The sequence below is a fragment of the Flavobacteriales bacterium genome (genome assembly GCA_016713875.1).
Lineage (GTDB): Bacteria > Bacteroidota > Bacteroidia > Flavobacteriales_F > PHOS-HE28 > PHOS-HE28.
Window position 1 is genome coordinate 2,816,511 of record JADJOI010000003.1, and the last position, 25,660, is coordinate 2,842,170.

The following is a 25,660-nucleotide window of genomic DNA, read 5'->3' on the forward strand; positions in this document are numbered from 1 at the left end:
CTCAGTAGGCGCGCACGTTCTTGCCCTGCCGCCAGTTGATGAAGGCCCGGAGGGCCACGCGATCGCCGCCCGGTGTGGGGTAGTCGCCCGTGAAATACCAATCGCCCAGATGTCCCGGACAGGCCGCGTGCAGGCCCTCGATGGTCTGGAAGAGGATGCGCACCTCGGCGTTGATCCCGGGCGGGGTGAGCAGCTCGGTGATCTTGGCGCTGATGCGGTCGGCGGTGAAGGGGCGATAAATGTCCTTCACGTGGTTCACCATGCCGCCCAGCGGCTTGTCCACGTCGGCCATGCAGCGCTCGTACACATCGTCGATGATGTTCTCCTGCTTGGTCTCCTTCAGCAGGGCGATGGCCGCCTGGAAGGCCACCAGGTCGCCGAGCTTGGCCATGTCGATGCCGTAGCAATCGGGGTAGCGGATCTGCGGGGCGCTGCTGGCCACCACGATGCGCCGGGGCCCGAGGCGGTCCAGCATGCGCAGGATGCTCTGCCGCAGGGTGGTGCCGCGCACGATGCTGTCATCGAGCACCACCAGGCTGTCCACACCCGGACGCACGGTGCCGTAGGTGATGTCGTACACGTGCGCCACAAGGTCGTCGCGGGCGTCGTCGCCCGTGATGAAGGTGCGCAGCTTGGCGTCCTTGATGGCCACCTTCTCCATGCGGGGGCGCAGGGCGAGGATGCGGGCCAGCGCGTCGGGGTCGGGTGTGGGGCCGAGCTCCAGTATGCGGCGGGCCTTGATGCGGTCCAGTTCGTCCTCCAGGCCGCGCACCATGCCGAAGCACGCCACCTCGGCCGTGTTGGGGATGAAGGAGAGCACGGTATGCTCCAGGTCGTGGTCCACGGCCTCCAGGATGGCCGGGCAGAGGGAGCGGCCCAGGGCGATGCGCTCGCGGTACACGTCGCGGTCGCTGCCGCGGCTGAAGTAGATGCGTTCGAAGGAACAGGAACGCTTTTCGCGCGGTTCGCGCACCAGGTGCTCCCCGTAGCTGCCGTCCTTGCGGATGATGAGCGCATGGCCGGGGGTGAGCTCGTGCACGGCCTCGGTGGGCACGTGGAAGGCCGTCTGGATGGCGGGGCGTTCGCTGGCCACCACCACCACGTCCGCGTCCGCGTACCAGAAGGCGGGCCGGATGCCATTGGGGTCGCGCAGCACGAAGGCATCGCCGTGGCCGATCATGCCGGCCAGGGCATATCCGCCATCGAAGTCGAGCGCACTGTTCACCAGGATCTGCCGCACATCAAGTTTCTCGGCGACCACCTGTGTGATCTGCCGGTCGTTGTAGCCCAGCTGGCGGTGGATCTGCGCGAGCCGGTCGTTCTCCACGTCCAGGAAGTGACCGATCTTCTCCAGCACCGTCATGGTGTCGCTGCGCTCCTTGGGGTGCTGGCCGATGCTGACGAGCAGGTTGAACAGCTCGTCCACATTGGTCATGTTGAAGTTGCCGGCCACCACCAGGTTGCGCGTGATCCAGTTGTTGAGGCGCCGGCGGGGGTGGCAGTTCTCCAGGCTGTCGCGGCCGAAGGTGGCGTAGCGCAGGTGGCCCAGCAGCACCTCGCCCATGAAGGGCACATGGGCCTTCAGCCATTCGGTGTCATCGGGCCTGGCTCCCGGCAGCCGCAGGGCATCCTCATGGCCCTTCTGGATCCGGCCGAAGATCTTCTGGATGGCCTGCTTGTCGGTGCTGCGCTCACGGTCGATGTAGGCCGTGCCTGGCAGGGGGTCCAGCTTGATGGAGGCCACGCCCGCCCCGTCCTGGCCACGGTTGTGCTGTTTCTCCATGAGGAGGAACATGCGCTGGAGGCCATAGAAGGCGGTGCCGTGGCGTTCGGCGTAGTGGGCCAGCGGCTTGCGGAGGCGGATGAGCGCGATGCCGCACTCGTGCTGGAGGACGTCGCTCATCGGCGGCGGGCCGGCCGGGAGAGGGACCGGAGCGCAAAGGTACGCCGACCCGTCCGGCCGTTTCCCCGTCCATCGCCTCCCCTGCCCGTTCCAAGCAACTTCCGGGGCCCCGGGCCTGTCTACCCAGCGTAATTTCGGAACGTGCACCGCCCCTCCCGGTCCATCGGTCTGGCCCTCGGCCTGTTGCTCGCCTGCGGCGTGTGGGGTTCCAATGGGGTCACCTTCACGGAGAACCGCGGCCAGTGGCCGTCGCAGGTGCTCTTCCGGGCCCACATCCCCGGCGGCGCGCTCTTCGTGGAGCGCGGGGCCCTCACCTTCGTGCTGGCGGAAGGGGGGGAACAGCACCGGCATGGCCATGCGGAGGAGGGTCATGCGCACAAGGCCCTCCCCTACCGCGAGCACGCCTACCGGGTGACCTTCGAGGGTGCGACGGGCGGTGTGGGCGAGGGAGTGCGGCCGCTGGGGCATCGCGAGAACCACTTCATCGGCAACGACCCCGCGCAGTGGGGCGCGGATTGCGGGGTGTACCCCGAGGTGTGGGTCAAGGACCTCTACCCCGGCATCGACCTGCGGGTGGACGGCCGCAACGGGCTGAAGTACGACCTGCTGGTATCCCCCGGCTCGGACCCGGACCTCATCCGCATGCGGTACCAGGGGCAGGACGGGCTGGCGATCGAGCAGGGGCGACTGGTGGTGCGTACCAGCGCCGGCACGGTGGTGGAAGAGGCGCCCATCGCCTTCGGGCCCAGCGGGGCCATCGCCTGCCGCTACCGCTTGAAGGGCGACCGGTTGGGCTTCGAGCTGCCGGACGGCCACGACGACCATGGTCTCCTGGTGATCGACCCCACGCTCACCTTCGCGAGCTACTCGGGCAGCACGGCGGACAACTTCGGGTTCACCGCCACCTACGATGCATCGGGCAACCTGTATGGAGGAGGCATCGTGTTCGGCTTCGGGTACCCGGTGACGTTGGGGGCCCTACAGCCAGGGTTGGCGGGCGGCACCATCGACGTGGGCATCAGCAAGTGGGACGCCACCGGAAGCACGCTGCTGTGGAGCACCTATCTGGGCGGGATCCAGAACGAATCGCCGCATAGCCTTGTGGTGAACGATGCGGGTGAGCTGTTCGTTCTGGGAAGCACGGGATCGAGCGACTTCCCCACCACGGCGGGTTGCTTCGACAACAGCTTCGGCGGAGGCCCCTCGCTGAACTTCACCATCGGCTACGGATACAACCACTTCTTCGGCGTGGACGCCTTCGTGGCGCGGTTGAGCGCGGCCGGCAATGCGCTGCTGGGCTCCACTTACGTGGGTGGGGCCGGGGCCGACGGCATCAACAACGACGGCGCGCTGGCCTACAACTATGGCGATTCGTTCCGGGGCGAGATCGCCCTGGACCCCAACGGGAACCCGGTGGTGGCCACCAGCACGGAGACCGCGGGGATGCCGGTGACGCCGGGTGCGCCGCAGCCAGGCTTCGGGGGCGGCACGCAGGACGGCTACGTGTTCCGGTTGAACGCCGGCCTGACCACCCTGCTCTGGGCCACTTACGTGGGCGGCACCGGTGACGACAGTGCGTTCGGCGTGCAGTTCGACAGCAATGGCGAGGTGTTCGTCACCGGGGGCACCACCAGCACCGACCTGCCGATGGCCGGCACGCCCTACGACGGCAGCCACAACGGCAGCGTGGACGGCTACATCATGCGATACAGCGCCACGGGCAACGCCCTGCTGGGCTCCACGTACCTGGGCACAGCGGCGTACGACCAGAGCTATTTCGTGCAGCTGGACACGGATGACGAGGTGTATGTCGTGGGGCAGACGCGCGGCAACTATCCGGTGACCCCGGGAAAGTATGCCAACCCGGGCAGCAGCCAGTTCATCCACAAGTTCAACCACGCGCTCAGCGGGTCGCTGTGGAGCACGCGCATCGGCAATGGCAGCGGCACGGAGGACATCGCGCCCTCGGCCTTCCTGGTGAGCGACTGCGGGCAGATCTACTTCTCCGGTTGGGGGGGCGCGGTGAACAACAACGGGGTTCCGAACACGAGCACCACCACCGGGCTGCCCACCACGTCAGGCGCGTTCCAGACCAGTACGGACGGCAGCGACTTCCACCTGATGGTGCTGGAGCCCGATGCCATCGGCCTGAACTACGCCACCTTTTTCGGAGGCAACCTCAGTTCGGAGCATGTGGACGGAGGCACCAGCCGCTTCGACAAGAACGGGAACGTGTACCAGGCGGTATGCGCCGGCTGCGGCGGCAACAGCGACTTCCCCACCACGCCGGGCGCCTGGAGCAACACGAACAACAACCCCAACTGCAACCTCGGGGTGTTCAAGTTCGCCTTGTCGCAGACCCTGGCGGTGATCGCCATCGATGGGCCGCAGTTCGTGTGCCACCCCGGGCAGGTGCAGTTCGACAACCTGAGCAACGGCGGCAACACGTACACCTGGTCCTTCGGTGACGGTGCCACGAGCACCGACTTCGAACCCTCGCACACCTATGGCGCTCCAGGCACCTACACGGTGATGATGGTGCTGGAGGACAGCCTGGACTGCACTCCGCCGGACACGGCCTATGTGACCATCGAGGTGGTTGACCCCCTCGATGCGGCGGTGGACAGTGTGCCTCCTGTGTGCGCGGGTGCCAGCGTGCAGCTGCAGGCCAGCGGCGGCACCAGCTACGTGTGGAGCCCCGGCACCGGCCTCAACAGCACCACGGTGCCCGACCCGGTGTGCACCCCGGTGGTCACGACCACCTATCAGGTGCTGGTGACCGACCAGTGCGGCACCGACACGGCCTTCGTGGAGGTCGAAGTGGACGACCCGGCCGGCTTCGCGGGGCCCGACGCGGTGATGTGCGTGGGCGATGCGGTGACGATCAGCGCCAGCGGGGGCGCCACCTACAGCTGGAGCCCGGCCAACTTCGTGAACGACCCCACGAGCGCCACACCTCTGGCCTCTCCGCCGGACACCACGCTCTTCACCATCACCATCGTGACGGCCGATGGCTGCGTGGGCGTCGACTCGGTCCTGGTGACGGTGCAGTTCACTCCACCCGATCCGATCTCTGCGGACACCGTCGTGTGCGAGGGTGGCAGCGTGCAGCTGCAAGTGAGCGGGGGCGACAGCTACGCGTGGATCCCAGCGCCCGGCCTTACAACGCTCAGTGTTCCCGATCCCGTGGTGACCCCGCCGGTGACCACGGACTATGTGGTGCTGGTGAGCAACACCTGCGGCACCACGCCGGACACGGTGACCGTGCTGGTGGTGGTGCCGATGGCCGATGCGTGGCCGGACACGCTCGTGTGCCCCAACGCGCCGGTCCCCCTCTTCGCCAGCGGAGGGGTGACCTACGTATGGAGCCCGTCGCAGGGCCTGGACAACGACACCAGCGCCACGCCCATCGCCACGGTGGGCACACCCACGGTGTTCTCGGTGATCAGCACGGACGCCTACGGCTGCAGTGACACGGCGCAGGTGCGGATCGATCTGCTGCCCCAACCCGTGGTGAACGCGGGCCCCGATGTGTCGATCGACTACGGGGACGCCACCACCTTGTTCGCCGTCGGTGAGGGGGTGTTCCTCTGGAGCCCTGAGCTCTTCGTGGAGGGGACCAACGGTGCGTTGCTCACGGTGCGCCCGGAGACCAGCACGCTGTACACCGTGCAGATGACGGACAGCAACGGCTGCCTGGCCACGGACCAGGTGCTGGTGATCATCGACGGCTCGCTGTACGTGCCGAACACCTTCACCCCCAACGAGGACGGCATCAACGACACCTTCTTCGCGCTGGGTAAGGAGATCGACACCTTCCGGATGATGGTGTTCAACCGGTGGGGTGAGATGATCTTCGAGACGGACGTGCTGACGGGCCGCTGGGACGGGACGTACAACGGCGTAGGCTCACCGATCGACACCTACGTCTGGCGCGTGGACTACACGGAGCTGAACGGCGAGGACCACATCCTTTACGGGCACGTGAACCTGGTGCGCTAGCTGCCCGGCACGAACCGCTGTCGGGGCAGGTCGAGCCAGCTCAGGGCGGCACCGCTCAACAACATCTCCTTGCGCGCATCGTCCCAGGGCATGCTGCGGATCATGGACCCGGGCTCGAGCTCACCGAGCGGGAAGGGATAGTCCGTGCCCAGGGCCACGCGTTCCGCGCCCAGCATGTCCACCACGAGCTTCAGGATCGCCGGATCGTGCACCAGGGCGTCGATCCAGAAGCGACCGAGGTAGGCCTTGGGCGGAACCTGGTTGTCCACGGCGCACAGGTCGGGGCGCACCTCGAAGCCGTGCTGGATGCGTCCGAGCGTGGCTGGAAAGCTGCCGCCGCCATGCGCAAAGGCCACGCGCAGCCGAGGTAGCCGCTCCAACAGCCCGCTGAAGATCATGGAGGTGATGGCGAGGGTGGTCTCCGCGGGCATGCCCACCAGCCAGGGCAGCCAGTATTTGTCCATGCGTTCCTTGCCCAGCATGTCCCATGGGTGAACGAACACGGCCATGCCGAGGGCCTCACACGCCTGGAAGATCTCGAGGAATCGCGGGTCGCCCAGGTTGATCCCTTCGACATGCGTGCCGATCTGGATCCCGCTGAGGCCGATGGCCCGGCAGCGCTCCAGTTCCTGCACGGCCAGCGCGGTGTCCTGCATGGGCACGGTGCCCAGGCCCACGAAGCGGTGCGGCCAGCGGTCCACGATGCCGGCGATGTGGTCATTGAGGAAGCGCGAGAGCTCCAGGGCGTCCTGCGGCCGGGCCCAGTAGCTGAACATCACCGGCACGGTGCTCAGCACCTGGGCATGCACGCGGTGACCGCCGCACTCGTCCAGCCGCACCAAGGGGTCCCAGCAATTGGCCTGCACCTCGCGGAAGAACTTGTCATCCATCATCATGCGTGCGCAGCCCGGGCGATGATGATCCAGGTGGATGAAGCCCTTGTAGCCGAAGCGGGCCCCGAAATCCGGGATGTGCTCCGGCAGGATGTGCGTGTGGACGTCGATGGCCAGCAGCTCGGCCATCAGGAGAAGCGCGGATCGGTGGCCATCACATGACCGCAGTTCCGGCAGGTGCGCAGGTCCTCGCTCGCGTAGAACTCCCTGAAGCGCGGCAGGAAGTCCACCTCGATGTTGTGCAGTACGAAGCGGTACTCATGCAACAGGGTGTTGCACTTCTCGCAGTACCACTGCAATCCGTCCTCCAGTTCCCGGTCATCGCGCTTGCATTCGATCACCAGGCCCACGGTATTGGGACCTCGACGGGGCTGGTGCGGCACGTTCGCGGGCAGCAGGAACATCTCGCCTTCCCGGATGGGGATGGTGACGGCCTTTCCGTCCTCCTGGATGCCCACCTCGATGTCGCCCTCCACCTGGTAGAAGAGCTCCTCGGTCTGGTTGAAATGGTAATCCTTGCGCGCGTTGGGGCCGCCGACGATCATGACGATGTAGTCACCGGCGTCCGCATAGAGATTCTTGTTACCGACCGGCGGCTTGAGCAGCGCTCGGTTGTCGGCGATCCATTGCTTGAGGTTGAACGGTCGGCGGACGGCCATGGCGGTGGTTTGTTCCGCCGCAAGTTAGGACCGCCCGGGGGGATGGCCCCGATCAGCGTTCGCGCTTCTCGACCCGACCGGCCATCAACAGCAAGGCGCCGTTGGTGCGCTGCATGCCCATGGTCCATTCGGGGTCCTGGGCGAACACTCCGGCACGTTCATCGTAGCGGATGCGGGCAAAGGGGAAATCGAGCTCGTCGGTGCTCACCCCGTTGTACTTCGCCTCGGCCAGCATGCCGATGTCCATCACCAGGGGTTCGAAGAACAGGTCATCGGGGGCTTTGGGGAAGTGCGTATCGATCTGCACCCGCTTGGGCACGAAGCCGGCCTTGCGGAACTCGATGCTGAAGCTGCGGTTCAACGCCAGGCCCAGGGCGAACTTGCCGCTCTTGTCGGTGGTGATCGCACCGACACGCTCATTGTCGCGATAGGTGATCACTTCGCAGCCCTCCAGCTTGTTCTCGCCATCGGTGATGCGGCCCGTGATGGGCAGCACCACCTCATCCTGGCCGGACTGCGCGGTCGCCGATCCGGTGGACAACAGGGCGGAAAGCAGGAACACGACCGCGTGGGTCCGGTGCGGTCGGCGGATGCGGAAAAGGACAGGGGTCATGGGCCCCTGATACGCGCACCGTGTCCCTGCGGTTGCGGACGGTCAGCGCACCACGCGATGCACCACCGGGGGTCGGCCCTCGCGCTCCAAACGCACCAGCAAGGCCCCTCGGGCAGCATCACCCAGCGCTATCCGCGTGTTGGCGCCACCAGGCGCCCAACTGCGGTGCAGGTGTCGACCGACAGCGTCCAGCACGGTGACCCAGGCGCCCTGGGCCGTCCCGATCAGCAGATCCTCCCGGTCCATCCACGCGGCATTGGTGTCCTGTTGCGGACCGTCGATGCCCGTGCAAAGCTCCACGAACAGCTCCACGAAGTTGGTGCTCAGCTCCAGGCAGGCCCCGTCGCTGGTCAGGTCGCGAATGGACAGGCCGCTCTCCAGGCCGAACAGGGATCCATCCCAGCTTACGGCGTGGATCCGATAGGGCGCATCGCGCAGGGTATCGGCCTCCAGCACACCCCCTGGAAGCTCGGCGATGATGTTGTCGCTCTCATCGCACAACACCAGGATCACCGGTGCAGTGCCCTGCGAGAAGCTCACGAAGGTGAACGGATCGGAGAACCCGTCCTTGCAGATGGTGACGGCGGTGTCCCCCAGGTCCGTCTTCACGATGTTGCCGTCGCAGAGCAGCGGCGGCATGGCCGCGCTGAGGCAGATGCCGAAAGTGCCCGCCGCGCCGAAGTCGGTGTTGGTGAAGACCCGGATGCGGTAGTTCGTACCGGGCGTGGTGGGGACGGCGAACTCGAAGAGCGGCCAGACACCGCAGACGAACGCACTGGCCAGGCAGCTGTCCGGCATCACCTCGCTGCCCCAGTCGGTCATGGTGCCGGGCAGCAGGCGCAGGAACACCTCGCTATGGATGTCGCTGTTGAAGCTGTACCACACATCCGGAAAGGAGAGGCCGTTGCCATCGCAGACGGGCAGATCACCGCCCCAGGTGGCCTGCCCATTGTCGCCCGGTACGGCGAGCAGCGGACACTCCAGCAGATCGTTGATGGGCAGCGGCTGCGGAAAGGCGCAGCTATCGTTCGCGGGGATCTGGGCGGCCAGCGGCAGCACGAGGGCAGCGGCGGCAAGCAGGGTCAGGATGCGGGCCATGGGACGGGATAGGACCCGCCAAGGTAGCTTGGATCCGACAACGGACTACCGGACCGTGATCCGGCGCTGCCAACTGCCGTTGGTCGTCTCGCAGCGCAGGACGTAGCCGCCGGGCGCGACTCCGGACAGATCCACCCGGCTCACCTCGCCAGTGGCCAGGCTCCGCTGACCGGACAGCATGACCCGACCCATCAGGTCGGTCAGGCTGAGACGCACCGGGCCTGTGGGACCGGACCAGCGCACATCGACGAACCCCTGGGCGGGATCCGGATACACCGTGATCGGGTCCTCGACCACCGTGGCATCCACCGCCGTGGTGATGTCCGCGCCGATGCAGAGCAGGAAGTCGCCGCCGGGCCCGATGTCCGAGTTGGACATCACCCGCACATAGTGGGGCTGGTTGGGCGTGGTGTTCACCGTGACCGCGCCCGTCGGGGAGAGCACACAGGCCACCTCGGCACCACCACACCCCTCGTACACGGCCAGGGCCGCATTGCTCATGGTGAGGTTCTCCAACGTGATCTGCACCTGGGTGTTCACGCCCGGCTCGAAGATGTACCACACGTCCTGATAGCCGTTCTGCGAGAGAGCGCATGTGGGATCGTTGAAGGACAAGGTCGCGCCAGTGGTATATCCGTCGGTGGAACTGGCCGGGCAGTCCTGCAGCGGCAGTACCGCGATGTAGGCCGCGCTGGCACACTCATCGTTGGACGGGGGCGCCGGACAGGCGGTGGCCGACACGGTGAGGACATAATCACCGGTGGAGCCCGATCCGAAGCTCCCCACGGGGATGTAGTAGGTGCCCGGAGCAAGGCCCACGAAGACCATTTCGACATTGGTGTCCACGCAGGTGAAATCCGCCTGTGCCGTGAACAGGATCTGGTCGGCCGGGCAGGTCGTGGTGAGCGCCGGGTACACCTCGTCGAAGGCGGGCGTGGAACCGCAGTACGTGATGGTCACGTTGGCGCAATCGCCCAGGGTGAAGGCATGCCACACCTTGGGGACCCCATCGTTGAGCAAGCTCGTGGTGGCGGCATCGGCAAGCGTCGTGGCGCCCGTGTTGTTCCCCGTGAACGTGATCGTGCCTCCCGAGGCCAGCGGGTCGGCCGTGACCGTGGCACAGAGGTCGTTCGCCGGGGCCGTTCCACCGCCCTGCACACAGATGGTGAAGGTGGGGCCGGACGGCTGCCCGCCGTACCAATCATAGACGCGCACGAAGTAGGTGTTCCCGACGGTCAGGTTGCTGAGCAGCACGGTCTCCGTGGCGCCCAGTGCGCCCTGGTCGGAGCAGGCGATGTTCGTGGTGGCTCCGCAGCTGCCCTCCAGCACATCGATCACGGCGTTGAAGCCCAGGGAGGGCTCCACCACGACCGAATGCTCGGTGGTCGTGGCCTCGAAACTGAACCACACATCATCGTTGGCATCGCCGGTGAACCCACCGCATACGATCGCCGGAAGCGAGCCGGTGGCACCCAGGGTGGTACCATTGACCGGCGTGCAACCGGCATCGGGCACCAGAACGATCGCCCCACTGCACTCATCGTTGGCCGGAGGCGGGGTGGTGCAGGTCTGCCCCGTGAAGGTCAAGGTGTACGGGCCGGTGGAACCCGGTTCGTTGATCACGGGGAAATAGTACGTGCCCGCCGGCAGGTTCGGGAAGACGATGGTGAGGTTGCCATCACCGCAGGTGACGAACTCGAACACGCCCGTGTTCACGATGTTGGTGATAGGGCAGCCGATCACCAGGTTGATGAACGAATTGGGGAACGCAGGCGTGGTCCCGCACAGGTCCACCGTAACGTCCATGCACTGGCTCAGGCTGAAGGCCTCCCACACCTGGGCCGCCCCGAACCCCACCTCATCGGTGGAGCCCGAGCTGTCGCCGTTGCGCACCGCGGGCACGCCAGGCGAGAGGGCCACCACGGTGGCGCCCGTGCACAGGTCGTTCACCGGCGCGCCACCACCCTGGGCGGACAAGTGCGGGGCGTGTGCCAGCAGAAGGGCGGACAGGGCCGCGGGAGCGATGCGGTGGAGCATAGGACTCAGGTTAAGCGGTCAATGGATCACGAAACGCTGTTCGGTGCGGGCCACTGGCGTGGTGGCGCGCAGGGTATAGGCGCCGGGGGCCAGTCGTTCGAGCTGCAGGCTGTGCGAGCTGCCTTGGGCGATGCGGGCCCGCTCGGCGTGCACGGCGCGGCCGGCCATGTCCAGCACCTCTAGGGTGAAGGCCGCCTCCGTGCCCGGGTTCCGTACGTTCAGCACGCCCGCCGTCGGGTTCGGGAACAGCCCCAACGCCGCGGTCTCCGATGCGCTCAGGCCGGTGTTGATGCAGTTGACACCGTCCACCGTGATGCTGTAGGGTCCGATGGCATTGTTGTTGGCGTCGAGCACCACGGGCAGCAGGTAGGTGCCGGCGGCCAGCTGGTAGAAATAGTAGGTGAGGTTCTGGTCGCCGCAGGCCGTATCGTTGAAGGTGCTGAAGTACACCACCGAGTCAGCCGGGCAGCTGGTGGCCAGGAAACCGAAGGCGTTCGTCCAAGCGGGGTTCAGTCCGCAATAGCTCACCGTCACATCCATGCAGCTATCGGTGCTGAAGGCGTGCCACACCACCGGGGCCAGGCTGAAGGGGCTGCCGCTCTCCCAGTCGCCCGTGGAGGTGGCACCCGTGTTGTCACCGGTGAAGGTGAGCGGGGCACCGGGCTCCAGGGCCTCGGGCACCGCGGTGGCGCAGTTGTCGTTCGGCGGGGTGTTGCTGCCCGCGCAGGCCACGGCGGTCACCTGCAGGCTGTAAGGGCCGATCGCGTTGTTGTTCGCATCGCGCACCACCGGCAGCAGGTAGGTGCCTGCGGCCAGCTCCTCGAAGATGTAGGTCAGGTTCCCGTCACCGCAGGCAGTGGTGTTGAAGGTGCTGAACAGCACGATGGAGTCGGCGGGGCAGCCGGTGGCCAGAAAGCCGAAGGCATTGGTCCAGGCAGGGTTCAGGCCGCAATAGCTCACCGTCACCGTGGCGCATTCCACCGTGGTGAACTTGTGCCACACCACGGGAGCCCCGGCGAAGGGGCTCGTCTGCACGAAGTCCGCCGTGGGCGTGGCGTTCGTATTGTCCCCCGTGAAGGTGAGGGTGTCATCCACGTTCAGGGCCACCGCGATGGCGTCCGCGCAGAAATCGAAGAAGGCCGGAGGCGTGGAGCACTCGGTGGCCAGCACATCGATGCTGTAGATGCCCACCGCATTGTTGTTGGCATCCAGCAGCACCGGGATATGGTAGGTGCCCGCAGCAAGGTCGGCGTACACATAGGTCCGGTTGCCGTCCGCGCAGGTGGTGTCGTTGAACGTGCTGAAGTAGACCAGCGAGTCGGCGGGGCAATCGGTGGCCAGGAAGCCGAAGCTGTTCTCCCACACGGGGCTCTGTCCGCAATAGCGCACTTCCACGGTGGCGCAGGTGGTGGTGGTGAAGGCGTGCCACACCACCGGGGCTCCAGCGAAGGGCGAACCCTGGGTGAAGTCGTTGGTGGCCGTGGCGTTGGTGTTGTCACCGGTGAAGGTGAGGGTGTCGCCCACGGCGAGGGCATCGGCGGTCACCTGGGCGCACTGGTCGTTGGGCGGGGCCTGCGAACCGCCACAGGCCTCGGCCGACACATTGATCACATACGGACCGAAGGCGCTCCCTGTGGCCGTCCATACCGGATAGAGGTAGGTGCCGGCCGGCAGGTTGTTGAAGCTCATGGTCGGGTTGCCGTCCCCGCAGCTGGTGTACTCGTAGAGCTGGGTCACCACCAGAGCGTTCGTGGCCGGGCACGTGGTGGCCAGCACGTTCCAGAAGTCCACGAACACAGAGGGCGAGCCGCAGTAGTCGATGGTGATGTCCGCACAGGCCGTGGTGGTGAAGGCATGCCACATCACCGGGATGCCGAAGCTCTCCAGCACCGAACCGGGGGCGAAATCGCCGGTGATGGTGGCGTTGGAATTGTCGCCGGTCCAGCTCAGCGTGCCCCCGATGGCGAGCGGGTCGGCGACCACCTGTGAGCAATCATCCACCCCTTGGGCGGTGCTGCGGGTGAGGCCCAGAAGGGCGACGGCGGCGATGCAGGTGCTACGGAGCAGGGCGGAGTGAAAGGTCATGCGCAGGGGTTCGATGGGTTCACATGGATGGACCGGCAAAGATGTTCCGCCCGGATGAAGCTGATGTGAATTGGGGCAGCCGGTTATCAACAGGGGGCGGCGCATGGCACAAGGCTCCGGCTACCTTTGGCCGCACCCCGATCCCTGCCCGGAATGTCCACCGACCCGCTCCAAGGTCAACGTGCGCTGGTCTGCGGCGCCACGCAGGGCATCGGCCGTGCGGTGGCCATGGCGCTCGCCGGCGAGGGCGCGCGCGTCACCGCGCTGGCGCGCAAGGCCGAGGCGCTGGCCCAGGTGGTGGCGGCCCTGCCGGGTGAAGGACATCGGGCCCTGCCGGCCGACCTCTCGGAGACGGCCTCGTTGGAGCAGGCGGTGGGCAAGGCCTTGGCCGACGGACCCTTCACCATCCTGGTGAACAATGCGGGGGGGCCGCCCCCGGGTCCGGCGCATCGTGCGGCGGTGCCCGAGTTCGAGCAGGCCTTCCGGCTGCACCTCTTCGCCTTCCACAGCCTGGTGCGGCTGGTCCTTCCCGGCATGCGCGAGGCGGGCCACGGGCGCATCGTCAACATCATCAGCACCAGTGTGAAGCAGCCCTTGCCCGACCTGGGGGTGAGCAATACGGTGCGGGCGTCGGTGGCCAACTGGGCCAAGACGCTGGCCAACGAGCTGGGCCCGTGGAACATCACCGTGAACAACGTGCTTCCCGGGGCCACCGCCACCGAGCGGTTGGAGGCGATCATCCGGGCCAAGGCCGAGCGCACCGGGGCGAGCGAAGAGGAGGTGGCCGCGCACATGCGCGCAGAGGTGCCCCTGCGCCGCTTCGCCCGTCCGGAAGAGGTGGCGGCGGCGGTGGCCTTCCTGGCCGGACCGGGCGGTTCTTACATCTCGGGCATCAACCTGCCGGTGGACGGCGGGCGCACGGCCTGCCTCTGATCAGGCCTGTTCCCGTGCGGCCAGGCGGAAGCCCTGGCCGTGGATGTTGATGATCTCCACCTCCGGATCCTCGCGCAGGTGCTTGCGCAACTTGGCGATGTACACGTCCATGCTGCGGCCGTTGAAGTAATTGTCGTCGCCCCAGATCTCGCGCAGGGCCTGGCGACGCTCGAGCAGGCCATTGCGGTGCAGGCAGAGCAGGCGCAGCAGCTCGCTCTCCTTGGTGGTGAGCTTGCGTTCCTCCTCACCGCGCCGGAGCAGCTGCTTGCGCACGTCGAAGGTGTAGCTGCCGATGGTGTGGTGCTGCGGCTGCTCGGTGCCCAGGCCGAGGCCGGCGCTGCGCCGCAGCACGGCCTGCACACGCAGCACCAGCTCCTCCATGCTGAACGGTTTGGTGAGGTAGTCATCCGCCCCGGCCTGGAACCCCTGGATGGTGTCCTGCTTCATGCTCTTGGCGGTGAGGAAGATGATGGGCACCTGGGTGTCGGACCGGCGGATCTCGCGCGCCAGGGTGAAGCCGTCCTTCACCGGCATCATCACGTCCAGCAGCAGCAGGTCGTACCGTTCCCGGGCCTCGGTGGAAGAGCGGAAGGCCTTGAGGCCGGCCTCGCCATCGGCGCGCAGGTCCACTTCGAATCCCTTTACGCGCAGGTACTCGGCCAGGAGCGTGCCGAGGTTGGGGTCATCCTCGACCACCAGGAGCTTGGGTGTCGGAGCCATGTTCAAAGGGAAGGGTGATGGTGAAGGTGCTGCCCTGGCCGGGTTCGCTGGCCACCTGGATGCGGCCGCCATGGCGCTGCAGCACGGCGTGCACGTAGCTGAGGCCCAGGCCGAAGCCCTTCACGTTGTGGATGTTGCCGGTGGGCACGCGGTAGAGCTTGTCGAAGATGCGTCGCTGTTCCCCGCGCGGGATCCCGATGCCGTTGTCCTGCACCTCCACCTCGATGCCGTGGTGGTCGCTGCGGGTGCGCACTTGGATGCGGGGTTCGCGGGCGGCGTACTTGATGCCGTTGTCGATCAGGTTCTGCAGCACGTTGGTCAGGTGGATGCGGTCGCCCTGCAGGCGGTGCAGCGCCGCGCCGAACGCCACCTCGATGCCTCCGCCGCGCCGTTCGGCCTGGATGCGCATGTTGCGCACCACATCGTCGATCAGCGCGTGCAGGTCCAGGTCCACCGGGCGCAGACGCATCTGGCCGCTGTCCTGCAGGGCGCTCTGCAGCACGTTCTCCACGAGCACACCGAGGCGCTTGTTCTCCTCGCGGATCATGTTCACGAAGGTGCGCGTCTGCTGCTCGGTGTGCGGCATGGAGGGGTCGTTGAGCGCCTCACAGGCCAGGGCGATGGTGCTGATCGGGGTCTTCAGCTCGTGGGTGAGGTTGTTCACCAGGTCGTTCTTGATGTCGCTGATCCGTTTCTGGCGATGCACGGTGCGCAGGGTGATGACGAAGACGGCCACGATCACCAGCAGGAAGGTGGCGGACAGCAGCAGCATGGGACGGATGGCGGCGCGCACCACGCGCTCCTGGCCGGGCACCAGCACATGCAGTTTCAACCGTGTGCCCGGAGCACCGCTGCGGAAGAGCGGAACGGTGTGGGGAGAGGCCGCGAGCGCGGCGGTGTCGGCGCCGGGCGAGGCCATCACCACAGCACCGGCCGGATCGAGGATGGCGTAGTGGGTGGGGCCCGCGATGCCTCGGAGCCGGAGCTCCTCGCCCAGGAGCGAGTCGAGCACCGGCGCGGGCACGCACTCCTCCACCGGGCGCGCCTCGCCCGGTGCGATGAGGCCGCGCAGCATGTCGGCCACCACATCGTCCGATCCGGCGGGCTCGCCGATCATCGCCAGGCTGTCGGTGGACCGCAGGCGGTCCAGCCCCTCGCTCGCGCGCAGGCGGTCCATCGCCTCGCGGCGCTCCAGGCGTTCGCCCACGGCGATCAGGGCGTCATCGAGGCTGCGGCCCAGCTGCACGTCCTTCAGGTCCATCGACTCACCGATCCACCGCACCTGGATCACCACCAGGCCGACGAGCGCGAGGGTGATGGTCAGCGCGAGCCCCAGGATCGACCGCTCGTTCACGGTCCGAAACTACCCGGGCCCTCCGCGCGCCGGCGAGGCACTTAACGTTCTTTAACGGCGATCAACGTGTCGTTAACGTTCGACGGGGCGTTCACCGTGTACGTTCGCAGCATCGAACGCCGCCCCATGCGTCGCACCACCGCCACCCAGCTCTTCTGCCTCGGGCTCGCCATCGCCGGCGTCACATGGGCCCAGGCCGCGTCGCCCTTCCGCTACCCCGCGCAGCGCAAGCCCGCCGCTCCGGCGACCACCACCACGGGAAGCGTGGTGCGCCCGGTCCCGGCCGTGGAACACCTGGCCTGCCTGCCGTCCACCGCATTCACGAAGCTTGTCATCGAGTAGGTTCGTTCAATGACAGCGCAACAAGGGGCTGGAAGGCTTCCACATCGTGGGGGCCTTTCGGCTTTTCAGGGGGCAAGGGGGCGGCCCCTGTACCTTCGGCGCGAGCCATGGAGACCATCCTGAACCACATTGGCGGCCGCTTCACGGCCGCACACAGCGGCGCCACCCTGCCGGTGCACGCACCGGCCACGGGCGAGGTGTTCGCCGCCGCCCCGGACAGCGATGCCCGCGACGTGGACGATGCGGTGGCGGCCGCGCAGACCGCGCTGCCCGCCTGGTGGGCATTGGGGCGCGAAGGGCGCAGCAACGCCCTGCTGCGCGTGGCGGCGCGCGTGGAGCGCGACCTGGAACGCTTCGCACAGGCCGAATCGCGGGACAACGGCAAACCGGTCCATCTGGCGCGCGAAGTGGACATCCCGCGTGCGGTGGCCAACCTGCGCTTCTTCGCCACGGCGATCCTGCATCAGCAGAGCGAGGCCCACCTGATGGACGAGGTGGCGCTGAACTACACCGACCGGCAGCCCGTGGGCGTGGCCGGTTGCATCAGTCCCTGGAACCTGCCGTTGTACCTCTTCACGTGGAAGGTGGCCCCGGCCCTGGCCGCGGGATGCACCGTGGTGGCCAAGCCCTCGGAGGTGACGCCCCTCACCGCGCACCTGCTGGCGGAAGCCTGCGCGGCGGAGGAGCTGCCCCCGGGGGTGCTGAACATCGTGCATGGCCTGGGCGCCAAGGTGGGCGCGGCCATCAGTGCGCATCCGGGCATTCCGGCCATCTCGTTCACGGGCGGCACACGCACCGGCGCCGAGATCGCCCGCACCGCGGCACCCCTGTTCAAGAAGCTCAGCCTGGAGCTGGGCGGCAAGAACCCGGTGCTGGTGTTCGACGACTGCGACTTCGAACGCACGCTCGACACCACCGTGCGCTCCTCCTTCCGCAACCAGGGGCAGATCTGCCTGTGCGGCTCGCGCATCCTGGTGGCGCGCGGCCTCTACGACCGGTTCAAGGCGGCCTTCGTGGCACGCACCGAGGCCCTGCGGGTGGGCGATCCCGCGGATCCGGCGACGGACCTGGGGGCCCTGGTGTCCGCTCCGCACCTGGAGAAAGTGCTCGGCCACGTGGACCTGGCGCGGGCCGAGGGCGGCACCGTGCTGTGCGGCGGAGAGCGTGTGCAGCTGCCCGGTGCGCTCGCCGGCGGCTGGTACATGCGCCCCACGGTGATCGAAGGGCTGGGTCCGCAATGCCGCACCAACCAGGAGGAGATCTTCGGGCCCGTGGTGACGCTGCAGCCCTTCGACACCGAGGCGGAGGCCCTGGCCCTGGCCAACGCCACGCCCTACGGGCTGGCCGGCGTGGTGTGGACGCGGGACGTGCAGCGGGCGCACCGCGTGGCGCGCGGCATCCAGGCGGGCATCGTGTGGGTGAACTGCTGGATGGTGCGCGACCTGCGCACGCCCTTCGGAGGCACCAAGCAGAGCGGTGTGGGGCGCGAGGGCGGCTGGGAGGCGCTGCGCTTCTTCACCGAGGCACGGAACGTGTGCGTGCGCTGGTGATCGCCGAGCCGTCCCGGGACCGGTCCTTCATGCCGTTGGTGAAGAACCAGCCGAAGCGGCGGTCGAACCAGGCCTCGAAGCGCTCCAGCGCGTGGAACAGGGTGGCGAGCATCGATCGTGCGGTGTTGCTCATGGATAACACCGAAGGCGGGCAGGAATTGTGCCAGGGGACCGTGCGGCACCGCGAACGGTGCGAACGTGTTCAGGAACGGGCCTCCACCCAGACCAGGGTCCGGTCGGCGTCCAGCGCCCATCGGTCGGCGGTGAGGCCCCCAGTGGCGCGCATGGCCATTTCCAGCAGACCGGCGCCGGCGGGATCCCCGCCCTGCAGGGCGGCGCGGTAGCGGCGTTTGAGGTGGAAGGCCGAACCGCCGCGCACCCCGCCCACGATCGCCTCCAAGCGCTCGGCCTCCCCGGGCGGGACCTCCGAACCCACCAGCACGCTCCATCCGCCCGCTCCCTGGCGGTGCACGGACAGCAGCACGGGCCCGCTGCGGTGATCAGCGCTGTCGTCGATGTACTGGGTGGCGGCCAGCAGGCAGGCGTGCAGGGGCTCTCCGCCCAGACCGGTCTCCTGCACCAGGCCCAGCAGCGCGTTCAGCAAGGCCGGCGCCGGCTCGCCGAGCATGGCGGCCACCACCCGATGCGCCTCCTGCGCATGGCAGGCATCGGCCACCCGGTCGAAGGACCATGGTGCCGCATCGCCAAGGAGCACCTGGAGCATGAAGCGGTGCACGCCGGCTTCCAGGGGTTCCAGGGCATGGCCGAGGTCGCGGCCGCTACGGCGCGCCATCTCGATGAGGCCCAGGCCGGCACCGCCTTTGGCCGATGCGGCATTGGCCTGCAGCCCGCGCAGAAAGAGGTCCTTGAGCGTGTCGGCATCCTTGCCGAGCACGCCGTGGAGCGCCGAGCGCAACGCAGGCAGGTCGGCATCGGCCACCGGGTTGCAGGTGATCACCTGCTGCCCCGAAGGGACCGCGCCGAAGAGGAAGCTGCTCCGCAGCTGCATACCGTCGGCCGGCGGTCGATGGCGGATGATGTTCTGGAAGGCCTCCACCAGCACGAAGGCCAGGCGCGCCCGGGCGCCCTTGGACAGGCCCTGACGTTCGGCCACGGCCTCGGCCAGCTCGATCAGACGTGCGGTCTGTGCGTCGCGGAAGGGATCGCCGAGCAGGAGGGCAAAAGTGCCGCTGGACAAGGCCTTGTACAGGCTGAACGCATGAGGGACCTCCATCGGCCGAAGCGTTCAAAGATAGCCGCGTGCCCGGACGAGCCTCGGAGCGCGGATAACTTGCGCCCCCATGCGGCCGGACGAACGCAAGGATGTGCTGGAACAGGCCCGGCTGCACGTGCGGCGCCACTTCAGCAAGCACATCGGCGCGCGCTTCACCTTCCACGACCTCGACCACACGCTGGCGGTGACGCGCACGGCGTTGGAGATCGGGCGGGCGCACCGCCTGCCCGAAGCGGACCTGTGGACCCTGGAGCTGGCGGCGCTGTTCCACGACGCGGGCTATGCGCAGGCCTATGCGGGCCACGAGCGCGTAAGCGCACGGCTGGCGGCGGCCTTCCTGAAGGAACAGGGCGTGCCGGCCGCTCAGGTGCGCCGGGTGGTGGCGTTGATCGCGGCCACCCGCGTGGGCGCCCGGCCGCGCAGCCTCCTGCAGCGCATCCTGCGCGATGCCGACAGCGCCAAGGCTGGGCAGGTGGACTTCGAGGAGCACAGCGAGCGGTTGAAGCAGGAGCTGCAGGCGGTGACCGCACGGTCCGTGAAGCGCGGCGAATGGGAACGTGAGAATCTGGCCTACCTGGAAGGTCACCGCTTCCACACGCCCTATGCCGAGCGGCGCTTCGGAGCGCAAAAGCGCATGAACCTCGGCCTGGCGCGCCAGCGCGTGCACCAGGGCCGGCTGCCCGCACCGCGGGTGCTGCACGATCCGTACTTCGACCGGGACCTCAGCTGGCTGGCCTTCAACGACCGGGTGCTGCAGGAGGCCAGCGACCCACGTGTGCCGTTGTTGGAGCGCATCAAGTTCCTGGCGATCTACAGCAGCAACCTGGACGAGTTCTACCGCGTGCGGGTGGCCTCGCTGCGATCGCTGGCCAAGCTGGGCCGGCGCGACCGCACGGCGCTGGGCGTGGCCACCGAAGCACTGATCGCCCGCATCAACCGAACGGCCCTTCGCCAGCAGAAACAGTTCGGCCGCCTCTACCGGCGCACCCTGCTGCCCGCCCTGGGGAGGCACGGCATCCGGCTGCTGCAGGAGGACCGGCTGGACAAGCGCCAGCAGGCCTTCGCCCGCGCGTTCTTCAGCACCCGCGTGACACCGCTGCTGCACACCGCCGAGGTGCGCGACGGCAACGCGCTCTTCATCGAGGACCGCAAGCTGTACCTGGTGTGCCGGCTACGGCCCGTGGGCAAGGGCAAACGCCGCGAACGGCTCGTGCTGGTGAACGTGCCCAGCGATGCGGTGGGCCGCTTCATCACGCTCCCGGCCGCGCGTGGACGCACCGCCCTGATCTTCTTGGACGATGTGATGCGCCTGGGCCTGCGCGACCATTTCGCCGGTCATGAGCTGGTGGACAGCTACGCCATCAAGCTGAGCCGCGACGCGGAGCTCTACCTGGAGGAGGAGTTCGGCGAACGTGTGGTGGACAAGGTGTGGCGCAGCCTGCGCAAACGGTCCACCGGCGTGCCCAGCCGCTTTCTGTACGACGAGCGCATGCCACCGGCGCTGCGCAAGGCGATGCGCTCGCTGCTGGGCTTGAAGGGACCCGACCTGGTGGCCGGCGGGCGCTACCACAACTTCAGCGACCTCATGGGCCTGCCCGTGGAGGGCCATGCGGCGCTGCGCGATCCGCAGCGTGCGCCCCTCCCCCGCCCCGGGGCCGCTGCCCGTCGACGGCTCTTCGACCGCATCGCGCAACGCGACCTGCTGCTGCACTTCCCCTACCACGACTTCGGGGTGGTGGTGGACTGGCTGCGGCAGGCCGCCCGCGACCGGCAGGTGCGCAGCATCGCCCTCACGCTCTACCGCGTGGCCGAACGATCCCAGGTGTGCGAGGCGCTCATCGAGGCGCTGCGCGCGGGCAAGCAGGTCACCGTGTTCGTGGAGGTGCAGGCGCGCTTCGACGAACGCACCAACCTGCACTGGGGCGAACAGCTGGAGGCCGCCGGCGCGCGCGTGCTCTACAGCTACGAGGGGCTGAAGGTGCACGGCAAGCTGGGCCTCATCGAACGGCGCGAAGGCCGCGTGCTGAAGCGCTACGCCTACCTGGGCACCGGCAACTTCCACGAGCGCACCGCGCGGCTCTACGCGGATTGTGCGCTGTTGACGGCCGACACCGAGCTGTGCCGCGAGGTGAGCGAAGTGTTCCGGCACCTGGAGGACCGGCGTCATGTGCCCCAGCTGCGGCAGCTCCTGATGGCGCCCGCCGGGCTGCGCAGCGGCCTGGAGGCCCTCATCGACCGCGAGATCGAACAGGCGCGTTCGGGCAAGCCCTCCGGCATCCTGTTGAAGCTGAACAGCCTGGAGGACCGGGCGATGATCGGCAAGCTGTACGACGCCTCCCGCGCCGGGGTGCCCGTCCGCCTCATCGTGCGCGGCATCTGCTGCCTGGTGCCGGGCGTGGCAGGCACCAGCGACCGCATCGCGGCCATCAGCATCGTGGACCGCTACCTGGAGCATGCACGGGCCTATGTGTTCCACGCCCAGGGCCGACACGTGCTGTACCTGGCCAGCGCCGACCTGATGGAGCGCAACCTGGACCGCCGCGTGGAGGTGGCCTTCCCCCTGCGCGACCCCGAAGCGAAGGCCGAGGTGCTGCGCATGCTGGACCTGCAATGGGCGGACAGCATGAAGGCGCGCGTGATCGACGCGCAGCAGGAGAACCGGTACCGCAAGCCCCCGCGCGGGACCAAGGCCGTGCGGGCGCAGGAGGACTTCCGCGCTTGGCTGGCCACCGCCGATCGGCCCCGGGGTGCTCGGTAGGTGCCTACACCGGCAATTGCGACGGCACGATCACCGCGGGGGTGCGGAGGCGGCGGAGCACCTGTTCGGCCCGGCTGCCCCACACGGCATCGCCCAGGCTGTCGTGCCCTTCGGTGGCCATGGCCACCAGGTCCACGGCGAGGCGGTCGGTGGCGGCCACGATGGCATCCACCACATCGCCGTCGGCGTGCTGGTGGACGAAGGTGGCCCGGCCGTTGAGGCGGTCGTGGAGGTCGGCCGGTAGGGTGGCCTCGCCCACCGTCAGGGTGTGCACCTCCACCCGGCCCACGCCGCAGCGCTGCAGCAGGTCGTGCAGGGCGATGCCGGCGGTGCGGGCCAGGGCCGGCGGTCCCACGGGCAACAGCACGCGGTGCAGGGCCACGCGCCCCTTGTCGGGCAGCACGAAGCCGGGCACCCCTGCGGGCAGCACCAAGGCGGGCACGCGGGACTTGCGCATCAGCCCCTCGGCCACGGAGGCCTTCAGCAGACGTTCGGTGCCGGTGCGCTGGCCGGTGCCCAGCACGAGCCACTGGGCGGGATGCCGGATGAGGTGGTCCAGGCAGGCGGCCACTGGATCGCCCTCGGCACTGATCACCTTGCGCACCGCGAGGCGCAGGGCGCTGAGGCCCTCCTCGTCCTCGGGGTGCCGCAGCAGGCCCCACTCCACCAACGCCTGGCGCACGCCGGGCAGGTCGCTGCGGTGGGCCTCACCGTCGGTGACGTGCAGGATGGTGAGCTTGCCGGGGGCCGCCACGGCCAGGCGCAACGCGTGCCGGAAGGCGGTGGCCCCGGCCTCGGTCAGGTCCGTGGGGTGGAAGATGTGCGTCATCGGCGGAGGGCTCTGCAAGATGGGACGCAGAAGCGGATGGAACGTTGCCGATGGACAGGATGAGCCGTTCCCGAACGGAAAAGGCGGCCCATGGGACCGCCTTGTGTGGAGAATACCGGAGCCGGACCGGTGACCTTCCCGCACGCCGTGCGGGACGCTCTGACCACGGAGCAGTGATCCCCAGAAGGCCAAGGTCCGCGAACGGAAAAGGCGGCCCTTGGGACCGCCTTGTGTGGAGAATACCGGAGCCGGACCGGTGACCTTCCCGCACGCCGTGCGGGACGCTCTGACCACGGAGCAGTGATCCCCAGAAGGCCAAGGTCCGCGAACGGAAAAGGCGGCCCGAGGGACCGCCTTGTGTGGAGAATACCGGAGCCGGACCGGTGACCTTCCCGCACGCCATGCGGGACGCTCTGACCACGGAGCAGTGATCCCCAGAAGGCCAAGGCCCGTGAACGGAAAAGGCGGCCCGAGGGACCGCCTTGTGCGGAGAATACCGGAGTCGGACCGGTGACCTTCCCGCACGCCATGCGGGACGCTCTGACCACGGAGCAGTGATCCCCAGAAGGCCAAGGTCCGCGAACGGAAAAGGCGGCCCTTGGGACCGCCTTGTGTGGAGAATACCGGAGCCGGACCGGTGACCTTCCCGCACGCCGTGCGGGACGCTCTGACCACGGAGCAGTGATCCCCAGAAGGCCAAGGCCCGTGAACGGAAAAGGCGGCCCTTGGGACCGCCTTGTGTGGAGAATACCGGAGCCGGACCGGTGACCTTCCCGCACGCCATGCGGGACGCTCTGACCACGGAGCAGTGATCCCCAGAAGGCCAAGGTCCGCGAACGGAAAAGGCGGCCCTTGGGACCGCCTTGTGTGGAGAATACCGGAGCCGGACCGGTGACCTTCCCGCACGCCATGCGGGACGCTCTGACCACGGAGCAGTGATCCCCAGAAGGCCAAGGCCCGCGAACGGAAAAGGCGGCCCTTGGGACCCCCGCGAACGGAAAAGGCGGCCCGAGGGACCGCCTTGTGTGGAGAATACCGGAGCCGGACCGGTGACCTTCCCGCACGCCATGCGGGACGCTCTGACCACGGAGCAGTGATCCCCAGAAGGCCAAGGCCCGCGAACGGAAAAGGCGGCCCGAGGGACCGCCTTGTGTGGAGAATACCGGAGCCGGACCGGTGACCTTCCCGCACGCCATGCGGGACGCTCTGACCACGGAGCAGTGATCCCCAGAAGGCCAAGGTCCGCGAACGGAAAAGGCGGCCCGAGGGACCGCCTTGTGTGGAGAATACCGGAGTCGGACCGGTGACCTTCCCGCACGCCATGCGGGACGCTCTGACCACGGAGCAGTGATCCCCAGAAGGCCAAGGCCCGCGAACGGAAAAGGCGGCCCGAGGGACCGCCTTGTGTGGAGAATACCGGAGTCGAACCGGTGACCTCTTGCATGCCATGCAAGCGCTCTGGCCAGCTGAGCTAATTCCCCAAAATGACACCCGTTCCTGCGAACGGGACGCAAATGTAACACACGCGGTCGGACCTCAGCACACCTTTGCGCATGCCCCTTTCCGGCTCCCTGATCGAGCGGCTGTGCGAGCGGCTGAGCCGCCAGGTGGGGGAATACGTGGACATCGAGCACAGCGAGCCGGTGGGCGGCGGCAGCATCTGCGCGGCCTACCGGCTGCACAGCACCGCCGGGCGATGGTTCGTGAAGGTGCTCGACGCCGAAAAGCACCCCGACCTGTTCGCCGGCGAGGCGGACGGGCTGCAGCGGCTGGCAAGGGCCGGCGCCCTGCGCGTGCCGAAGGTGGTGGGCCTCGGCGAGGACCATGACGAGGCCTACCTGCTGCTGGAGCACATCGACACGGGGCCGCGCCGTGCGGCGTTCTGGGAGGCGCTGGGCCGCGGGCTGGCCGCGCTGCACGGCCACAGCGCGCCCCGCTTCGGCCTGGAGCGCGACAACCACATCGGCCTGCTGCCCCAAGTGAACACGCGCGAAGCGGACTGGCCCGGCTTCCTGGTGCGCCACCGGCTGGAGCCGCTGGTGCGGCAGGCGCGCGACCGCCGTCGGCTGGACCCGGCCACCGTGCAGCGCTTCGACCGGCTGTACCCGCGCCTGGAGGGGCTCTTCCCCGCCGAGCCGCCTGCCCTGCTGCACGGCGACCTGTGGAACGGCAACGTGCTGTGCGCGTCCGATGGCGCGCAGGTGCTGATCGACCCGGCCGTGCACTACGGGCACCGCGAGATGGACCTGGCCATGGCGCGGCTCTTCGGCGGCTTCGAGGAGGCCTTCTTCGCCGCCTACCAGGCGGAATATCCGCTGGAGCCCGGCTGGGAGGAGCGTGTTCCGCTCTGCCAGCTCTACCCGCTGCTGGTGCACGTCCTGCTCTTCGACGGTGGCTATGCGGCGCAGGTGCAGACGGCGCTGCGGCGGTTCACGTGAGGGGCCGGACACGCCCTGCGGCATCGGGTGTTCGACAGGAGACACTATCGTACCAGCTGTTCTTGTCCGCCTCGGGTAGACTGCTACGCATCCCTCTGGGCTGCTCACAGTGACAGTGCTGGCGGTGCGGGGCGCGCTGCGGATCCTGTGCACCGTCGCGCCCCCCGGCCCCCTGATCATGCGTCCGGTCCATCCGATCGGCTAACTTGGAC

18 protein-coding genes and 1 tRNA gene are annotated in these 25,660 nt (G+C 68.1%); 6 read left to right on the top strand and 13 right to left on the bottom strand.

What is annotated here, in order from left to right; translation table 11 throughout:
* Window position 1: 1 nt before the first annotated feature.
* A complete protein-coding gene (locus IPJ87_13460; protein ID MBK7942858.1) occupies window positions 2-1,903 on the bottom strand; it encodes an amidophosphoribosyltransferase in 1,902 nt (633 codons plus the stop codon).
* A gap of 141 nt (window positions 1,904-2,044) precedes the next feature.
* Between IPJ87_13460 and IPJ87_13465 the strand changes: the two genes are divergently transcribed.
* A complete protein-coding gene (locus IPJ87_13465) occupies window positions 2,045-5,905 on the top strand; it encodes a gliding motility-associated C-terminal domain-containing protein (GenBank protein ID MBK7942859.1) in 3,861 nt (1,286 codons plus the stop codon).
* Here IPJ87_13465 and IPJ87_13470 read toward each other — a convergent pair.
* Genes IPJ87_13470 through IPJ87_13495 form a run of 6 tightly spaced genes read right to left on the bottom strand, consistent with a single transcriptional unit; the run spans window position 5,902 to window position 13,290 of the window.
* Window positions 5,902-6,915, bottom strand: coding sequence for an amidohydrolase (locus tag IPJ87_13470; GenBank protein MBK7942860.1), 1,014 nt, complete (start codon window positions 6,913-6,915; stop codon window positions 5,902-5,904). The genes IPJ87_13465 and IPJ87_13470 overlap by 4 nt on opposite strands.
* 11 nt (window positions 6,916-6,926) lie before the next feature.
* Complete coding sequence (locus IPJ87_13475) at window positions 6,927-7,457, bottom strand: 3-hydroxyanthranilate 3,4-dioxygenase (protein ID MBK7942861.1); 531 nt, start codon at window positions 7,455-7,457, stop codon at window positions 6,927-6,929.
* Window positions 7,458-7,509: 52 nt separating this feature from the next.
* Window positions 7,510-8,070 carry a carboxypeptidase regulatory-like domain-containing protein gene (locus IPJ87_13480; protein MBK7942862.1) on the bottom strand — a complete coding sequence of 187 codons (561 nt, stop codon included), beginning with the start codon at window positions 8,068-8,070 and terminating at the stop codon, window positions 7,510-7,512.
* A 42-nt stretch (window positions 8,071-8,112) separates the two neighbouring features.
* A complete protein-coding gene (locus IPJ87_13485) occupies window positions 8,113-9,168 on the bottom strand; it encodes a hypothetical protein (GenBank protein MBK7942863.1) in 1,056 nt (351 codons plus the stop codon).
* 45 nt (window positions 9,169-9,213) lie between these two features.
* Complete coding sequence (locus IPJ87_13490) at window positions 9,214-11,205, bottom strand: T9SS type A sorting domain-containing protein (GenBank protein ID MBK7942864.1); 1,992 nt, start codon at window positions 11,203-11,205, stop codon at window positions 9,214-9,216.
* 18 nt (window positions 11,206-11,223) lie between these two features.
* Window positions 11,224-13,290, bottom strand: coding sequence for a T9SS type A sorting domain-containing protein (locus IPJ87_13495; protein ID MBK7942865.1), 2,067 nt, complete (start codon window positions 13,288-13,290; stop codon window positions 11,224-11,226).
* Between the two features lie 153 nt (window positions 13,291-13,443).
* Here IPJ87_13495 and IPJ87_13500 point away from each other — a divergent pair, with 153 nt between their 5' ends.
* Window positions 13,444-14,223: an SDR family oxidoreductase gene (locus IPJ87_13500; protein MBK7942866.1), complete on the top strand. Its 780-nt coding sequence runs from the start codon at window positions 13,444-13,446 to the stop codon at window positions 14,221-14,223.
* Here the strand turns inward: IPJ87_13500 and IPJ87_13505 are convergent, their stop codons facing one another.
* Both IPJ87_13505 and IPJ87_13510 read right to left on the bottom strand, forming a co-directional pair.
* Window positions 14,224-14,943 (bottom strand): response regulator transcription factor, encoded by a 720-nt coding sequence (locus IPJ87_13505; protein MBK7942867.1) that lies wholly within the window; start codon window positions 14,941-14,943, stop codon window positions 14,224-14,226. It abuts the gene before it with no gap.
* Window positions 14,906-16,297: a HAMP domain-containing histidine kinase gene (locus tag IPJ87_13510; GenBank protein ID MBK7942868.1), complete on the bottom strand. Its 1,392-nt coding sequence runs from the start codon at window positions 16,295-16,297 to the stop codon at window positions 14,906-14,908. Before IPJ87_13510 ends, IPJ87_13505 begins: the two co-directional genes overlap by 38 nt.
* A 126-nt stretch (window positions 16,298-16,423) precedes the next feature.
* On the opposite strand from IPJ87_13510, the gene IPJ87_13515 reads away from it, so the two are divergent.
* Both IPJ87_13515 and IPJ87_13520 read left to right on the top strand, forming a co-directional pair.
* Window positions 16,424-16,639: a hypothetical protein gene (locus tag IPJ87_13515; GenBank protein MBK7942869.1), complete on the top strand. Its 216-nt coding sequence runs from the start codon at window positions 16,424-16,426 to the stop codon at window positions 16,637-16,639.
* Between the two features lie 107 nt (window positions 16,640-16,746).
* Complete coding sequence (locus IPJ87_13520) at window positions 16,747-18,189, top strand: aldehyde dehydrogenase (protein MBK7942870.1); 1,443 nt, start codon at window positions 16,747-16,749, stop codon at window positions 18,187-18,189.
* Here the strand turns inward: IPJ87_13520 and IPJ87_13525 are convergent.
* Window positions 18,155-18,322: a hypothetical protein gene (locus IPJ87_13525; GenBank protein MBK7942871.1), complete on the bottom strand. Its 168-nt coding sequence runs from the start codon at window positions 18,320-18,322 to the stop codon at window positions 18,155-18,157. The two genes, IPJ87_13520 and IPJ87_13525, sit on opposite strands and share 35 nt — an antisense overlap.
* A gap of 69 nt (window positions 18,323-18,391) precedes the next feature.
* Window positions 18,392-19,423, bottom strand: a complete 1,032-nt coding sequence (locus tag IPJ87_13530; GenBank protein ID MBK7942872.1) for a hypothetical protein — start codon at window positions 19,421-19,423, stop codon at window positions 18,392-18,394.
* A gap of 67 nt (window positions 19,424-19,490) precedes the next feature.
* Between IPJ87_13530 and ppk1 the strand changes: the two genes are divergently transcribed.
* Entirely contained in the window at window positions 19,491-22,181 is a 2,691-nt protein-coding gene (ppk1, locus tag IPJ87_13535) for a polyphosphate kinase 1 (GenBank protein MBK7942873.1), read from the top strand.
* Window positions 22,182-22,185: 4 nt separating this feature from the next.
* Here the strand turns inward: ppk1 and IPJ87_13540 are convergent, their stop codons facing one another.
* Entirely contained in the window at window positions 22,186-23,010 is an 825-nt protein-coding gene (locus IPJ87_13540; GenBank protein MBK7942874.1) for a universal stress protein, read from the bottom strand.
* Window positions 23,011-24,417: 1,407 nt separating this feature from the next.
* Window positions 24,418-24,491, bottom strand: a tRNA-Ala gene (locus tag IPJ87_13545).
* A gap of 72 nt (window positions 24,492-24,563) precedes the next feature.
* Here IPJ87_13545 and IPJ87_13550 point away from each other — a divergent pair.
* The gene (locus IPJ87_13550; GenBank protein MBK7942875.1) at window positions 24,564-25,448 is read left to right on the top strand and encodes a fructosamine kinase family protein; all 885 of its coding nucleotides are present in this window, start codon (window positions 24,564-24,566) and stop codon (window positions 25,446-25,448) included.
* Window positions 25,449-25,660: the final 212 nt, after the last annotated feature.